Raw genomic sequence first — 16,227 nt, 5'->3', positions numbered from 1 at the left:
GCGCTCATCGAGAGGACTCCGCGCGGTCCCGCCCGGCGGACCGTTCGGCAGCGAGGCCCCTGCGCCGCAGGACCACCGCCTGACGGACGTAGTCCAGCCCCGTCACGACGGTCAGGACGACCGCCACGGCCATCACCCACCAGCGCAACGTGGCCAGCGGTCCGGTCAGCACGAGCACGTACATGCCGACCGCGGTGCCCTGGGCGAGGGTCTTCAGCTTGCCGCCGCGGCTCGCCGGGATCACTCCGTGCCGGATCACCCAGAAGCGCATCAGGGTGATCCCCAGCTCGCGGAAGAGGATCACTCCGGTCACCCACCAGGGCAGGTCCCCGAGGGCCGACAGGCAGATCAGTCCCGCGGCCATGATCGCCTTGTCGGCGATGGGGTCCGCGATCTTCCCGAAGTCCGTGACCAGGTTGTACGTACGCGCCAGATGCCCGTCGAACACGTCCGTGATCATGGCGACGGCGAAGGCCGCCCAGGCCCAGGCCCGCCAGACCGGGTCGTGTCCACCGTCCATGAGCAGCAGCACCACGAACCCGGGCACGAGGAGCAGCCGCACCATGGTGAGGATGTTGGCGATGTTCCACAGGCTGGCCTGGTCGACGGCCGCAGCGCCCAGCTTCCCGCCGGGCGCCGGCCTTCCGGTCCCACCCGCTGCGGATGCCGGCGCTCCGGTCATCTGCCCGCCTCCTCACGACACTCCGAAACCACGTCGGCCGTGAGATCGACGCCCTCCGTACCGACGACCTTCGCTTCGACCATACGTCCGGGTGCCAACCCGACGGCACTCGTGAAGACCACCTGCCCGTCGGTCTCGGGCGCCTGGTGCGCGGCACGGCCCACTGCGCCGTCCTCGTCGTCCACGGACTCGACGAGGACGTGCAGGGTCTGGCCCATGCGCTCCTCGGCCCGCTGGGCGGTCAGCTCCTCGGCGAGCCGGGACAGCCGCGCCAGACGCGCGTCGACGACCTCCTGGTCGAGCTTGCTCTCGTAGCCGGCGGCCTCGGTGCCCTCCTCGTCGGAGTAGCCGAAGACGCCGATGGCGTCCAGCCGCGCCTCCGTGAGGAAGCGCTCCAGCTCGGCGAAGTCCGCCTCGCCCTCACCCGGGAACCCGACGATGAAATTGGACCGCACCCCGGCCTCCGGGGCCTTGCCGCGGATGGTCTCCAGCAGTTCCAGGAACCGCTCGGTGTCGCCGAAACGCCGCATGGAGCGCAGCACACCGGGGGCGCTGTGCTGGAACGAGAGGTCGAAATAGGGTGCGACCTTCTCGGTGGACGTCAGGACGTCGATCAGTCCGGGGCGCATCTCGGCGGGCTGCAGATAGCTGACCCGCACCCGCTCGATACCGTCGACGGCCGCGAGCTCGGGCAGCAGCGTCTCCAGCAGCCGGATGTCCCCGAGGTCCTTGCCGTACGAGGTGTTGTTCTCGGAGACCAGCATGATCTCCTTCACGCCCTGTTCGGCGAGCCAGCGGGTCTCACCCAGGACGTCACTCGGCCGCCGGGACACGAAGGACCCGCGGAAGGACGGGATGGCGCAGAACGAGCAGCGCCGGTCGCAGCCGGAGGCGAGCTTCACCGAGGCGACCGGACTGGTGTCGAGCCTGCGGCGGAGGGGAGCGCGCGGCCCGGAGGCGGGCGCCAGACCCTCCGGGAGATCGGCCGGCACGTCCTCCGGGGCGGGGGCCTGCGCGTGCCCGGGGAGGGCCACGTCCGCGCCCTGGCGGTCCGCGGGACTGATCGGCAGCAGCTTGCGGCGGTCGCGCGGCGTGTGGGATGCGTGGATGCCGCCGCTCAGGATGGTCCGGAGGCGGTCGGAGATGTCGGCGTAGTCGTCGAAGCCCAGCACGCCGTCGGCCTCGGGCAGGGCGTCGGCGAGTTCCTTGCCGTAGCGCTCGGCCATGCAGCCGACCGCGACGACGGCCTGGGTCCTGCCGTGGTCCTTGAGGTCGTTGGCCTCGAGCAGGGCGTCGACGGAGTCCTTCTTGGCGGCCTCGACGAAGCCGCAGGTGTTGACGACCGCGACATCCGCGTCGGAGGCTTCCTCGACGAGCTCCCAGCCGTCCGCTGCCAGGCGGCCTGCGAGCTCCTCCGAGTCCACCTCGTTACGGGCGCAGCCAAGAGTGACAAGGGCGACGGTACGGCGTTCGGGCATGGGCTCAAGACTACTTTGTCCTGGCCCACGCCCGGTCCGCGAGGGTTGCCGCCCGGGGTACGGGCGGTGGATGGTCGGTATCCGGCCGTTTCCCGGACCGTCCGGGTCAGCCGGCCTCGGGGTCGCCCTTGGCGTAGGACAGCCGTTCCACCTGACCGTTCTCGAACTTGTCCTCGATCTTCTTGCCGTTCACGAACAGCTCGATCGCGCCGGCGTTGCCGAGAATGAGGTCCAGGCGCTCGCCGTCCTGGAAGGTTTTGGACTCGCCCGCGAGGAGCAGCCCGTCGAAGAGCAGTTTGCCGTTGGCGGACTTGGCGGAGATCCAGCTCTTGTCGTCGACCGCGGTCAGTTTCACCGTCACCTTGTCCTGCGGGACGGCGGCGATCGCGCTCTCGGAGGCGTCGGGCTTGGGCGCCACCGGCTTGGCCGGGGGCGGCTTGGGACTGGTCTTCTCGGGCGTGGAGCCCTCGGCGACCTGCTTGGTGCCGTTGGTGCCGTCGGAGCCGCCGAAGAGGGTGAAGCCGACGAATCCGATGACGGCGACGATCGCCGCGACCATCGCGGCGGTCCAGTTGGGGCGCCTGCGCTCGGGGCGGATGCGTTCCGCCTCGAAGAGCGGGGCCGCCGGGGTCGGCGACGGACGGCCGCCGTGCTCGGCGTCGTACCGCGCGACGAGAGGGTCCGGATCCAGCCCCACGGCGCGCGCGAGCGTCCTGATGTGCCCGCGCGCGTAGACATCGCCACCGCAGCGCGAGAAGTCGTCCTGCTCGATCGCCTGCACGATGGGGACGCGCACACGGGTGGAAGTACTGACCTCGTCGACGGTGAGGCCTGCGTCGGTGCGCGCCTGCTGGAGCGAGCGACCGATCGAAGGTCCGTCGTCTTCGAGAGAAGGACGGTCGTCTTCGGGGGAGTTGCCGATGGACACGGGGGCGCCTTTCGAGCGTGTAGCCACCTGCTGGAGGTTCAGTCTATGGGTGGTACGAAAGGGTGGGGCAACCGGGCGGATGCAGTTTGTACGCCATCAGAATGGTCGGACGGCGGGAGCACGGGGCGTGTCCCGCCCTCCATCCAACTTGACGTGCGACCAAGGGAAACGGTTGCCCCGCCCTCCCTTACGAATCAGACTCCCCACGGATCACCGCGAGCACTCCATCCAGCTCATCGGGTTTCACCAGAACATCACGCGCCTTGGAGCCCTCGCTGGGGCCCACGATGTTCCTGGACTCCATGAGGTCCATGAGGCGGCCGGCCTTGGCGAAGCCGACCCGGAGCTTGCGCTGGAGCATGGACGTCGACCCGAACTGGGTGGTGACCACCAGTTCCGCGGCCTGGCAGAGCAGGTCGAGGTCGTCGCCGATGTCCTCGTCGATCTCCTTCTTCTGCTTCGTGCCGACCACCACGTCGTCCCGGAAGACGGGGGCCATCTGCTCCTTGCAGTGCCGAACGACGGCTGCGACCTCCTCCTCCGTCACGAAGGCGCCCTGCATACGGGTGGGCTTTCCGGCCCCCATGGGCAGGAACAGGCCGTCGCCCTTGCCGATCAGCTTCTCCGCGCCCGGCTGGTCCAGGATGACCCTGCTGTCGGCGAGGGAGGAGGTGGCGAAGGCGAGCCGCGAGGGCACATTGGCCTTGATCAGCCCGGTGACGACGTCGACCGAGGGCCGCTGGGTGGCCAGGACCAGATGGATGCCGGCGGCGCGGGCCAGCTGGGTGATCCGGACGATGGCGTCCTCGACGTCGCGCGGGGCGACCATCATCAGGTCCGCGAGCTCGTCGACGATCACCAGCAGGTACGGATAGGGCTGGAGCTCGCGCTCGCTGCCCTCGGGTGCCTTGACACGGCCGCCGCGTACGGCACGGTTGAAGTCGTCGATGTGCCGGAAGCCGTACGCGGCGAGGTCGTCGTAGCGCAGGTCCATCTCGCGCACGACCCACTGCAGGGCCTCGGCGGCCCGCTTGGGGTTGGTGATGATCGGCGTGATCAGGTGCGGGATGCCCTCGTAGGCCGTGAGCTCGACCCGCTTGGGGTCGACGAGGACCATCCGGACGTCCTCCGGAGTGGCCCGCATCATCACGGATGTGATCAGGCAGTTGATGCAGGAGGACTTTCCGGAGCCGGTGGCGCCCGCGACCAGGATGTGCGGCATCTTCGCCAGGTTGGCCATGACGTAGCCGCCCTCGACGTCCTTGCCGAGCGCGACCAGCATCGGGTGGTCGTCCTCGGCCGCGTCCGCCAGGCGCAGCACGTCCCCGAGATTGACCATCTCCCGGTCGGTGTTCGGGATCTCGATGCCCACGGCGGACTTGCCGGGGATCGGCGAGATGATCCGTACGTCCGGGCTCGCGACGGCATAGGCGATGTTCTTGGTCAGTGCGGTGATCCGCTCGACCTTCACCGCGGGGCCGAGCTCGACCTCGTAGCGAGTGACCGTAGGCCCGCGGGTGAAGCCGGTGACCGCGGCGTCGACCTTGAACTCCGTGAAGACGTTCGTGAGTGCGGCGACGATCGCGTCGTTGGCGGCGCTGCGGCTCTTGCCCGGTCCGCCTCGCTCCAGCAGGTCCAGCGACGGCAGCCCGTAGGTGATGTCCCCGGAGAGCTGCAGCTGCTCGGCACGCGGAGGGAGGGGCTGCGACTCGGGGGCGGGCTTGGTCAGGTCGGGCACGGAGCCCGACGAGGACGGCTTCTCCTCCGTGGCGGGCGGAGCCTCCGAGGGCTGCTCGGTCCGCGCACCGGGCAGCGGCCCGGCGGCACGCTCCCGGTCGGCGGTCAGGTCGCGGGTCAGACCGGCGACGACGGGTGACGGCGGCATGCCGTTGAGGACGGCCCCGTCCAGCGCGGCAGCGGCGGCCGCGGCGACGTCCACCGCGTCCATCGGCCGGCCGGGATCCGGCTGGGCGGTGGGCCCGCGGCGGCGGCGCCGGGACAGTGCCGCCTCCTCCGCCCGGTCGGCGTCGTACGCCTCGCCGTCGCGGCGCGCGGGAGTGCGGGGGCGCGCCGGCCGCGCCTCGCGCCACTCGTCGTACTCCCCCGGCTCCCCGGTGTCGTCCGCACCGGGCTCGTACGGCGCCTCCAGGATCCCGAGCCGGACCCCGAGCATGCGCATCCGCTGGGGGATGGCGTTGACCGGCGTGGCGGTGACGACGAGCAGACCGAAGACCGTGAGCAGCACCAGCAGCGGTACGGCGAGGACCTCGGTCATCATGAAGATCAGCGGCTTGGAGGCCGCCCAGCCGATCAGACCGCCCGCGTCCTGCATGGCCTCGGCGCCGTCCCCGCGCCCCGGTGAACCGCAGGCGATGTGGACCTGGCCGAGCACGCCGACCACGAGTGCGGTCAGCCCGATGACGATCCGGCCGTTGGCGTCGGGTCGCTCTGGATAGAGGATCAGCCGTACGGCCACGGCGACGAGCAGTATCGGGACGAGCAGATCGAGCCGGCCGAACGCGCCGGTGACGAGCATCTCCACGAGGTCGCCCACCGGGCCGCGCAGATTGGACCAGGTGCCCGCGGCGACGATCAGCGAGAGGGCCAGCAGCAGGAGCGCGAGCCCGTCCTTGCGGTGCACCGGATCGAGCCCCTTGGCGCCGCGTCCTATGCCGCGGAGCATCGCGCCGAGGGCGTGGGCGACACCGAGCCACACGGCACGGATCAGCCACAGCACGCCCCCGGTGGGATTCGGCGCGGGCCTGGGCGCGGGCCTCTTCGCCGCGGCCTTGCGTGCGGGTGCCTTGGCGGGGGCGCGCTTGCCTGCCGCGGGCGTCTTCGCCGCGGTCTTCCTGGCGGGCGCCGCCTTCTTCGCGGCGCCGGTCGTCCGGCCGGCGCGCGGCTTCGCGGTGCCCGCCGTGCCCTGGGAACCCTTGCCGGACGTACGTGAGGCCATGGTGGTGAGGTTACCGGTGCGGCAGGCGGGGCACACGCGTGACCACCGGTTCACCCGTTCGTGTCGCCCTTGCCGAGCCCGGAAACTGACGCCCGCTCAGCGGCTGGGCGCCGGCGCGAGGTTCGCCGTGTTGTGGCACCCCCGCCCGGCCCGCCCTTCGGGCGTCCGGCACCGGTTCAGCACCTGCCCCAGTGCCGCGTCAGGCACGGTCCGCCCGTCGAGGAGCGGCGTCCGGTGCGTGCGGCCTCCCTCGGCCCTCCGGACCGAGGGAAGGATCGCAAGGCGCCGAGCCGACCTCGTGGTGGGCCCATTCGGTCGATTCGGCAACGACGCGAGTTGCCGGGCCGGGCGTCGCGACGGGGCGAACGCGGCCTGACGCGGCCCTAGCTCTGGGACGGAAGGGTCGGCGAACCGGCGCCCGCACCCGGCTCCAGGGCGTCCAGCGCCCTGCGCAGTCCGGTGAGTTTGCGTTCCAGGTGGGCCGCCGTGGCGACGGCGGCGGCGTCGGCGGATTCGTCGTCCAGCTGCTTGGAGAGCGCCTCGGCCTGCTCCTCAACTGCCGCGAGCCGCGCGGACAGTTCGGCGAGGAGCCCCGCCGGCTCCTTGGCCTCGCCCGCGCCGTGCGCGCCGCCCTCCAGCTGGAGCCGGAGCAGAGCCGCCTGCTCCCGCAGCTGGCAGTTCTTCATGTAGAGCTCGACGAAGACGGATACCTTCGCCCGGAGCACCCAGGGGTCGAACGGCTTGGAGATGTAGTCCACCGCACCCGCCGCGTACCCGCGGAAGGTGTGGTGCGGGCCGTGGTTGATCGCCGTCAGGAAGATGATCGGGATGTCTCTGGTCCGTTCGCGGCGCTTGATGTGCGCAGCGGTCTCGAATCCGTCCATGCCCGGCATCTGGACGTCCAGCAGAATGACCGCGAAATCGTCCGTCAGCAGCGCTTTGAGCGCTTCCTCCCCTGACGATGCCCGCACCAGCGTCTGATCGAGCGCAGAGAGGATGGCCTCCAGCGCCAGCAGATTCTCCGGCCGGTCATCGACCAGGAGGATCTTGGCCTTCTGCACCATGCCTCGCCCTCCTCGCCCCGGCTTGGGGTCTCCCCAGCTCGATGAGCCGGGGAGAACACCGGGCGCCGCCCCGAGGGACGACTCCCTTGCGCCGCCCGTCCTTGTGCCGGTCATGGTAGCCGCACCCCGCCCGTCGCCACACCCTGTCACCGCGATGTCACTGTGCACATAGCAGAAACGCGGTGGGAGACGAGAAGGTTCCCCGGATCCGGCCTCCTCACACGCCCGCGGGCACAGTCAGTCAGCAATTCATAGAAGTCCGTACGGTCTGCAATCAGACTGTGATGTGCACGCAGGCAACCATCGTCACTTTCCGCGCATCCACTGCTCCATCACGGAGAGAAGATGATCGGGGTCGACCGGCTTCGTGACGTAGTCGGAAGCGCCCGACTCGATGGCCTTCTCCCGGTCGCCCTTCATCGCCTTCGCCGTGAGCGCGATGATCGGCAGCCCGGCGAACTGCGGCATCCTGCGGATCGCGGTCGTCGTGGCGTAGCCGTCCATCTCGGGCATCATGATGTCCATCAGCACGACCGTCACATCGTCGTGCTGCTCCAGGACTTCGATCCCCTCCCGCCCGTTCTCCGCGTACAGCACGGACAGGCCGTGCTGCTCCAGCACGCTGGTGAGCGCGAAGACGTTGCGGATGTCGTCGTCGACGATCAGCACCTTCTCGCTGTGGAACTCGTAGGTGCGGCGCGGCTCCTGCCCCGGCTCCTGCGGGGACTGTCCCGTCCAGGACTCCTGCGCGGAGCCCGACGCGGCCGTGGGCTGCCCGGGCAGGGCGTGCCGCAGGTCCGTGGCCCCCAGCGCCTTCCGGCGGCGTCGGAAGAGCGTCCCGGGGGCGTTGTTCGCCTCCCCGGCCGCCGACGGCTCCTGCGCCCCCTGGGGGAACCCGGACGCCGAGATGTCGTCCATCGCGGGTGCCGCCGGCGTCTCGGAGCCCGGCACGAGCTGCGGGTAGCCCTGCGGGGGCAGTTCGCTGGGGTGCAGCGGCAGGTACAGCGTGAACGTCGAGCCACGGCCCGGCTCGCTCGCCGCGTGGATCTCGCCGCCCAGCAACCGCGCGATCTCCCGGCTGATCGACAGCCCCAGGCCCGTACCGCCGTACTTGCGGCTGGTCGTGCCGTCGGCCTGCTTGAACGCCTCGAAGATCACCCGCATCTTGCTGGCCGCGATACCGATGCCGGTGTCGGTGACCGAGAAGGCGATCAGGTCCCCGTCGGCGTCGCGCAGTGAACCCGCCTCCAGCAACTGCTCGCGGATCGACTGCGGCACATCGGCGTTAGCCGGCCTGATCACCAGCTCCACCGCGCCGGTGTCGGTGAACTTCACCGCGTTCGACAGCAGATTGCGCAGGACCTGCAGCAGCCTCTGCTCGTCCGTGTGGAGCGTCGCGGGCAGCTCCGGCGAGACCCGGACCGAGAAGTCGAGCCCCTTCTCCGCCGTGAGCGGCCGGAACGTCGCCTCCACGTAGTCGACGAGCTGGACCAGGGCGATCCGGGTCGGGCTGACGTCCATCTTGCCCGCCTCGACCTTCGACAGATCGAGGATGTCGTTGATGAGCTGCAGCAGGTCCGACCCGGCCCCGTGGATCGTCTCGGCGAACTCCACCTGCTTCGGCGTGAGGTTGGTGTCGGCGTTGTCCGCCAGCAGCTTGGCGAGGATCAGCAGGGAGTTGAGCGGGGTCCGCAGCTCGTGCGACATGTTCGCCAGGAACTCGGACTTGTAGCGCATGGAGACCGCGAGCTGCTCCGCGCGCTCCTCCAGCACCTGCCGGGCCTCCTCGATCTCGGTGTTCTTCACCTCGATGTCGCGGTTCTGCTGGGCCAGCAGCTCGGCCTTCTCCTCCAGCTCGGCGTTGGAGGACTGCAGCGCCTTCTGCCGGTTCTCCAGCTCCTCCGAACGCTCCCGCAGCTGCTCGGTCAACTCCTGCGACTGCTTGAGCAGCACCTCGGTCTTCGTGTTGACGCTGATGGTGTTGACGCTGGTGGCGATCATCTCGGCGATCTGGTTCAGGAAGTCGCGCTGGATCTGGGTGAACGGCTGGAACGACGCCAGCTCGATCACACCGAGCACCTTCCCCTCGAACAGCACCGGCAGCACGATCACATGCGCCGGGGACGCCTCGCCCAGCCCCGACGAGATCTTCAGATACCCCGGCGGGACGTTGACCTGGATCGTCCGCTTCTCCTCGGCCGCCGTTCCGATCAGGGTCTCCCCCGGCCTGAACGACGTGGGCATCAGCCCGGCCGAGTAGCCGTAGCTGGCCCGCATCACCAGCTCGTACGCGCTCTCGCCGGCCGAGGCCAGCTCGTCCGCGCCGCCCGTCGGCATGGCCAGGAAGAACGCGCCGTGCTGGGCCGAGACCACCGGCGTCAACTCGCTCATGATCAGCGAGGCGACGTCGTCCAGATCCCGCCGGCCCTGCATCAGACCGGAGATCCGGGCCAGGTTGCCCTTCAGCCAGTCCTGCTCCTCGTTTGCGAGGGTGGTGTCGCGCAGATTGGCGATCATCGTGTTGATGTTGTCCTGCAGGACCTGGATCTCACCGGCCGCGTCCACGTCGATCTTGAGGTTGAGATCGCCCCGGGTGACCGCGGTGGCGACGGCCGCGATCGCGCGCACCTGCCGGGTCAGGTTCCCGGCCATCTCGTTCACGGACTCCGTCAGGTCCCGCCAGGTGCCGTCGACGTCCCGGACCCGTGCCTGGCCGCCGAGCATGCCGTCCGTGCCCACCTCCCGGGCCACCCGCGTGACCTCCTCGGCGAAGGACGACAGCTGGTCGACCATCGTGTTGATGGTGTCCTTCAGGTCCTGGATCTCGCCCCGGGCGTCGATGTCGATCTTCTTGGTGAGATCGCCCTTGGCGATGGCCGTGGTGACCGTCGCGATCTGGCGCACCTGACCGGTCAGGTTGGACGCCATCGAGTTCACCGACTCGGTGAGGTCCTTCCAGGTCCCCGCGACGCCCGGCACCCGGGCCTGGCCGCCCAGGATGCCCTCCGTACCCACCTCACGGGCCACCCGCGTGACCTCCGCAGCGAACGACGACAGGGTCGTCACCATCGTGTTCACGGTGTCGGCGAGTTCGGCGACCTCGCCGCGCGCCTCGACCGTCACCTTCTTGGTCAGATCGCCGTTGGCGACCGCGGAGGACACCCGGGAGATGTTCCGCACCTGACTGGTCAGGTTGTTGGCCATCAGGTTGACGTTGTCGCTGAGGTCCTTCCAGATGCCGGTGACGCCGCGCACCCGGGCCTGGCCGCCCAGGATGCCCTCCGTACCCACCTCACGGGCCACCCGCGTGACCTCGTCGGCGAAGTTGGACAGCTGGTCCACCATCGTGTTGACGGTCGTGACCAGCTCCAGGATCTCGCCCTTGGCATCGACCGTGATCTTCTTCGACAGATCGCCCTTGGCGACCGCCGTCGTCACCTCGGCGATGTTCCGCACCTGGCTGGTGAGGTTGTTCGCCATGAAGTTGACGGACTGGGTGAGGTCCTTCCAGGTGCCCGAGACCCCCTGCACCTCGGCCTGGCCGCCCAGGATGCCCTCCGTGCCCACCTCGCGGGCGACCCTCGTCACCTGCTCCGCGAAGTTCGAGAGCTGGTCCACCATCGTGTTGAGGGTGTTCTTCAGCTCCAGGATCTCGCCGCGCGCGTCCACGTCGATCTTCTGCGAGAGATCACCGCGCGCCACGGCCGTGGCGACCTGGGCGATGTTGCGGACCTGGGCCGTGAGGTTCCCGGCCATGCCGTTCACGGAGTCGGTCAGGTCCCGCCACACCCCGGCCACGCCGGGTACCTGTGCCTGACCGCCGAGCCGCCCGTCCGTGCCCACCTCGCGGGCGACCCTCGTCACCTGCTCCGCGAACGCGGACAACTGGTCCACCATCGTGTTGATGGTGTTCTTCAGCTCCAGGATCTCGCCGCGCGCGTCCACGTCGATCTTCTGCGAGAGATCACCGCGCGCCACGGCCGTCGTCACCTGGGCGATCTGGCGCACCTGCGAGGTCAGATTGCCGGCCATGAAGTTGACGGAGTCGGTGAGCTCCTTCCAGGTGCCCGAGACCCCGTCGACCCGCGCCTGACCGCCGAGCCGACCCTCCGTACCCACGTCCCTGGCCATGCGCGTGACCTGGTCGGCGAACGAGGACAGCTGAGCCACCATCGTGTTGACGGTGTTCTTCAGTTCCAGCATCTCGCCGGCCACGTCGACGGTGACCTTCTGCGACAGGTCGCCGTTCGCGACCGCCGTCGTCACCTGCGCGATGTCCCGCACCTGGCCGGTGAGGTTGCGGAACGCCGTGTTCACCGAATCGGTCAGGTCCTTCCACGTGCCCGCCGCACCCGGCACCTCGGCCTGACCGCCCAGCCGGCCTTCGACACCGACCTCCCGCGCCACACGGGTCACTTCGGAACCGAACGACTGGAGCTGGTCCACCATCGTGTTGACGGTGTTCTTCAGTTCCAGCATCTCGCCCGCGACGTCGACGGTGACCTTCTGCGACAGGTCGCCGTTCGCGACCGCCGTCGTCACCTGCGCGATGTCCCGCACCTGGGTCGTCAGGTTGCGGAAGACGGTGTTGACCGAGTCGGTCAGGTCCTTCCACGTACCGGCCGCACCCGGCACCTGCGCCTGACCGCCCAGCAGCCCCTCGGCGCCGACCTCGCTCGCCACACGGGTCACTTCATCCGCGAATGTCCGAAGCGTCTCGGTCATCTGATTGATGGTCTCGGCGAGCTGGGCGACCTCGCCACGCGCGCTCACCGTGACCTTCTGCGACAGGTCGCCGTTGGCGACGGCCGTCGTGACCTCGGCGATGCCCCGCACCTGCGAGGTGAGATTGCCCGCCATCGTGTTGACGGAGTCGGTCAGGTCCTTCCACACACCGGCGACGCCCGGCACGACCGCCTGGCCGCCGAGCTCGCCCTCCGTGCCCACCTCACGGGCGACCCGGGTCACCTCCGAGGAGAACGAGGACAGCTGGTCCACCATGGTGTTGACGGTGTTCTTCAGCTGAAGCATCTCACCGGCGACATGCACGGTGACCTTGCGTGAGAGGTCGCCCTTGGCGACCGCCGTCGTCACGAGAGCGATGTCACGCACCTGAGCCGTCAGCCGGTACGCCATCGTGTTGACGGAATCCGTGAGGTCCTTCCATGAACCGGACATACCACGCACCTGGGCCTGTCCGCCGAGTTTGCCCTCGGTACCGACCTCGAGTGCGACCCGTGTCACTTCGTCGGTGAACGCGGACAGCTGGTCCACGAGGTTGTTCACCGTGCGCGCGACCTTCAGGAATTCACCGCGCAGCGGCCGGACCGCCCCGTCCGAGCCCTCCTCCGCGTGCGATCGCAGCTCCATGCGCTGCTCCAGATCGCCCTCCGCGACCGCCGACAGCACCCGCCCCACTTCGGACACCGGGCGCGCCAGGTCGTCCACCAGCTCGTTGGACGCCTCGATCGCGGCGGCCCAGGAGCCCTCGCAGGCACCGGGATCCAGCCGTTCCGTGAGCTTTCCCTCACGGCCGACGACACGCCGGACCCGCGCGAGTTCCCCGGTGAGATGCAGATTGCGGTCCGCGACCTCGTTGAAGACGGCCGCGACCTCGGCCATGACGCCGTCGCCCGAGACCGTCAGCCGCTTGCGGAAGTTCCCGTCCCGCATGGCCGACAGGGCCGCGAGGAGCCGGTTCAGAGCCGCGGTGTCCACCGCGGTCGTTCCCCCGCGTGACTGATTCCTCCGGGACTGTCCGCCTTGTGCGCGCGTGCCGGCACCACGCGCCGTTGCACCAGACTCCACCGTGTCCCTCCCGCGGGGGTTGACCATGTTGCTCAGGCTGTCTCAGGAAGCTTTCCCAGTGTTTCACCGCAGCCGAACCAGGCCATAACAGTTCGGCAGCTTCGCATAGCGTCCCCACCCCTAGAAGGCGGAAACGGCGGTGACCGGCATCCGCTCGGACAGCGAAGGTAAGTAACCTGGCATCCGGCTGTCCAACCGCCCCGGTCGCCCGGCGGGGGGCGGCATGGCGCAAGGACTACCAGACCGGGCACCGGGAGGGGCGGACATCGACCATGGCCGAGCCGGGCGTCGAGACGCGTACGAAGAGTTCCGAGATCACCGCACGGGCGGCTGCCAGCTTCGAACCGGTCGGCCGGTCGGTGGCCACGGCGCGTGCCTTCGTCCGCGACACCCTCCAGGGCTGGGGGCATTCCGACGTCGTCGACGACGCCGTCGTCCTCACCAGTGAGCTCGTCACCAACGCGGTGATCCACGCCGGCACCGCCGCAGAGGTGCTCTGCCTGCGCACCGGGGAGGGCGTACGGGTCGAGGTCGCCGACCGCTATCCGGAACGCGAGATCCCGATGCAGGGCGGCACCAGGGCCGTCGCCCACCCCGACCGGGAGAACGGACGCGGACTGCTGCTCTGCGCCGCGCTCGCATCGCGCTGGGGCGTCGAGTACACACCGACGCACAAGCACGTCTGGTTCCAACTCGACCTGCCGCAGCGCGCGGTGGGCACCCGCTCGGCCGGTCCGGTCCTTCCGCCCGACCTCCTTCCCGTCGCCGACGAGCGCGTCCGCGTCGCCGTGGTCCAGATCGACCGCAACGGCGCGATCGGCTCCTGGAACGACGACGCCGAGCACCTCTTCGGGTACGCGGCGGACCAGGTGCTCGGCAAGCCCCTCGGCGACTTCGCCGCCTGGCCGCACACCCCGGGTACCGGCACCGGCCTGGCCGAGGCGCTCCAGCTCTCCCGCTGGGAGGGCAGCTACGGGATCCGCGGCACGGACGGCCGCGTCGTCCCCGTCTACGCCTCCCACCTCCGCGTGCGCGACACCCAAGGCGAAGCGTCCACCGTCTGCCTCCTGGTGCGCGACTACGAGCGAGCCGTGCTCCAGACTCCGACGCGCGCGCCCGCCGCGGACGGCGCCGGCCACGACCACCGCAACGCCGATCCCTTCGAGGTCTTCATCGGCTCCCCGGCGCCCGACGACCTCGACGGCCTGCTCCAGCGCACGGTCGAACGCGCCCGCGACATGCTCGACGGCGACGCCGCGTTCCTGCTGCTGGCCACCGACGACGAGACGGAGCTCGAGGTGCGGGCCACCACCGGACTCCCCTCGGCCCGCCAGCGCTTCGCCCGGGTCCCGGTCGAGGCCGGCACGGGACGCTACGGCTCGGCCCGCATGCCCGCCGTCCACGAGGATCTCACCGCGGTCCCCGGGGCCGTCCCCCTCCTCGGCGGCACCGGGATGCGGTCCGTGGTCACCGTCCCGCTCAAGGTCGAGGGCCGGCTCACCGGCTCCCTGGGCGTGGCCGCCGAAGCCTCGGGCCGCTACTCCAACGAGGAGGCGCTGCGCCTGCAGTTCGCCGCCGACCGCATCGCGCTCGCCGTCGAGTCCGCACGCCTGGGCGAGTTGGAGCGGCTGCGCCGAGGATCCCTCAGCTTCCTCGTGGAGGCCTCGGACCTGCTGGCCGGCACCCTCGACCGCGACCAGACCCTGGCTCTGATGGCACAGATGACGGTGCCGACGCTAGCCACCTGGTGTGCCGTGTACACGATCTCCGACCAGTCCTCCGAGCCGTACCTCTCGTACGTCCTCCACGAGGACGAGGACCGCATCGACGGCCTCAAGGCCCTGCTCGCCAGGATCGACCCGCCGGACCCGGTTCCCACTCCCGGGGCACGCGTGTGGACCGCCCCGGCCGAGGCCGCGCACCAGGCCGCGCTGCGCACCTCCATGCGTGAACTCGGCCTCGGCGCCGCCCATGTGTCGTCGGGTATCGGCACCACCCTGGCCACGGCCTCCGCGGTCGGCGGCGAGACCGTGGTCCTCCCCCTCGTCGCCCGGAACCGCGTCATCGGCATGCTCACGCTCGGTAAGCCGTCCGACGACCACTTCCGTCAGGAGATCCTCGAACTCGCCGAGGACCTGTCCCGCCGGGCCGCCCTCGCCCTGGACAACGCCAGGCTCTATTCGGAGCGCACGGCCATCAGCCAGTCCCTGCAGCGCAGTCTGCTGCCTCCGGGACTGCCCCAGGTGCCGGGCGTGGAGGTGGAGGTCATCTACCGAGCGGCCGGCGAGGGCAACGAGGTCGGCGGGGACTTCTACGACCTGTTCCCGATCCGCGACGGTGCGTACGGCTTCGCCATCGGCGACGTCTGCGGAACGGGGCCGGAGGCCGCTGCGGTGACCGGTCTGGCCCGGCACGCCCTGCGCCTGCTCGCCCGGGAGGGCTTCGGCGGTCCGGCGGTGCTGGAACGCCTCAACGCGGCGATCCTCGACGAGGGCGCCCGCAGCCGTTTCCTCACACTGCTGTACGGCGAACTCTGGCCACAGGAGGACGGCTCGGCTCTCCTGAAGGTGGTCTGCGCCGGACACCCGCTGCCGCTGCGGCTGCGCCAGGACGGCACCGTGGCGCCGGCGGCCGAACCGCAGCCGCTGCTGGGCGTGATGGACGACCTGGAACTGTACGAGCAGACCGTCACTCTCGACCCGGGCGACGTCCTGCTCTGCGTCACGGACGGTGTAACTGAACGCCGTGAGGGCACACGCATGCTCGGCGACGACGGCCTCACCGACGTTCTGACGACGTGCACGGGCCTGACGGCCGGCGCGGTCGCGGCACGCGTTCTCCGCGCTGTCGAGCGCTTCGCGGCCGAGCCCGCCTCGGACGACATGGCGATCCTCGCGATGCGCGTCCCGGAGCCCCACGCGAACTGACGGAAGCGCACCACGAAGAAGGCCCCCGCCGTGAGGCGGGGGCCTTCTTCCGTCCGGAGCCCCCAAACGGAATCGAACCGTTGACCTTCTCCTTACCATGGAGACGCTCTGCCGACTGAGCTATAGGGGCCTGTCGCTTCTTGCGGTCTCCCGCGCGGCAACGGAATGAAGCATACCCCGAACTGACGAGTGCTCCTAATCGCCCACGGGCGGGCTTACTGAGTGTGTGTCAGCAGTGGTGGCGCATTCTCGTCGCCGGCGGACGGCTCTCTCGGCGGGCCGGACAGCGACCCGTGCCCGGGTCTCCCCGGAACGCGAAAAAGCCCCGGACCGTGTCGGTCCGGGGCTTTCCCAGAAGAATTGTTCGGCGGTGTCCTACTCTCC

The 16,227-nt window shown here is 70.0% G+C and carries 7 protein-coding genes and 1 tRNA gene; 1 reads left to right on the top strand and 7 read right to left on the bottom strand.

The window, feature by feature from the left end; genetic code table 11:
- Positions 1-4: 4 nt before the first annotated feature.
- From pgsA to AB0J10_RS27975, 6 genes are all read right to left on the bottom strand, one after another.
- Complete coding sequence (pgsA, locus tag AB0J10_RS28000) at positions 5-682, bottom strand: CDP-diacylglycerol--glycerol-3-phosphate 3-phosphatidyltransferase (protein ID WP_363065240.1); 678 nt, start codon at positions 680-682, stop codon at positions 5-7.
- The gene (gene rimO / locus AB0J10_RS27995; protein ID WP_363065239.1) at positions 679-2,160 is read right to left on the bottom strand and encodes a 30S ribosomal protein S12 methylthiotransferase RimO; all 1,482 of its coding nucleotides are present in this window, start codon (positions 2,158-2,160) and stop codon (positions 679-681) included. The genes pgsA and rimO overlap by 4 nt, the downstream gene beginning before the upstream one ends.
- A gap of 106 nt (positions 2,161-2,266) precedes the next feature.
- Entirely contained in the window at positions 2,267-3,088 is an 822-nt protein-coding gene (locus AB0J10_RS27990; protein WP_363065327.1) for a helix-turn-helix domain-containing protein, read from the bottom strand.
- 187 nt (positions 3,089-3,275) lie between these two features.
- A complete protein-coding gene (locus AB0J10_RS27985; protein ID WP_363065238.1) occupies positions 3,276-6,044 on the bottom strand; it encodes a DNA translocase FtsK in 2,769 nt (922 codons plus the stop codon).
- A gap of 383 nt (positions 6,045-6,427) precedes the next feature.
- Positions 6,428-7,108, bottom strand: a complete 681-nt coding sequence (locus AB0J10_RS27980; RefSeq protein WP_363065237.1) for a response regulator — start codon at positions 7,106-7,108, stop codon at positions 6,428-6,430.
- Positions 7,109-7,414: 306 nt separating this feature from the next.
- Positions 7,415-12,916, bottom strand: coding sequence for a HAMP domain-containing protein (locus AB0J10_RS27975; RefSeq protein WP_363065236.1), 5,502 nt, complete (start codon positions 12,914-12,916; stop codon positions 7,415-7,417).
- Positions 12,917-13,188: 272 nt separating this feature from the next.
- Between AB0J10_RS27975 and AB0J10_RS27970 the strand changes: the two genes are divergently transcribed.
- Positions 13,189-15,843 (top strand): SpoIIE family protein phosphatase, encoded by a 2,655-nt coding sequence (locus AB0J10_RS27970; protein ID WP_363065235.1) that lies wholly within the window; start codon positions 13,189-13,191, stop codon positions 15,841-15,843.
- 57 nt (positions 15,844-15,900) lie between these two features.
- Here the strand turns inward: AB0J10_RS27970 and AB0J10_RS27965 are convergent.
- Positions 15,901-15,973 (bottom strand) — tRNA-Thr (locus AB0J10_RS27965).
- Between the last annotated feature and the right edge of the window lie 254 nt (positions 15,974-16,227).

The organism is Streptomyces sp. NPDC049887, assembly GCF_040656535.1.
In the GTDB taxonomy this organism is placed as follows: domain Bacteria; phylum Actinomycetota; class Actinomycetes; order Streptomycetales; family Streptomycetaceae; genus Streptomyces.
This window is presented reverse-complemented; position numbering and strand designations above follow the sequence as displayed.

What these genes read in the sequence shown, in the direction of transcription:
- pgsA (WP_363065240.1), bottom strand. Translation starts at nt 682, where the DNA reads ATGACCGGAGCGCCGGCATCCGCAGCGGGTGGGACCGGAAGGCCGGCG.
- rimO (WP_363065239.1), bottom strand. Translation starts at nt 2,160, where the DNA reads ATGCCCGAACGCCGTACCGTCGCCCTTGTCACTCTTGGCTGCGCCCGT.
- AB0J10_RS27985 (WP_363065238.1), bottom strand. Translation starts at nt 6,044, where the DNA reads ATGGCCTCACGTACGTCCGGCAAGGGTTCCCAGGGCACGGCGGGCACC.
- AB0J10_RS27980 (WP_363065237.1), bottom strand. Translation starts at nt 7,108, where the DNA reads ATGGTGCAGAAGGCCAAGATCCTCCTGGTCGATGACCGGCCGGAGAAT.
- AB0J10_RS27970 (WP_363065235.1), top strand. Translation starts at nt 13,189, where the DNA reads ATGGCCGAGCCGGGCGTCGAGACGCGTACGAAGAGTTCCGAGATCACC.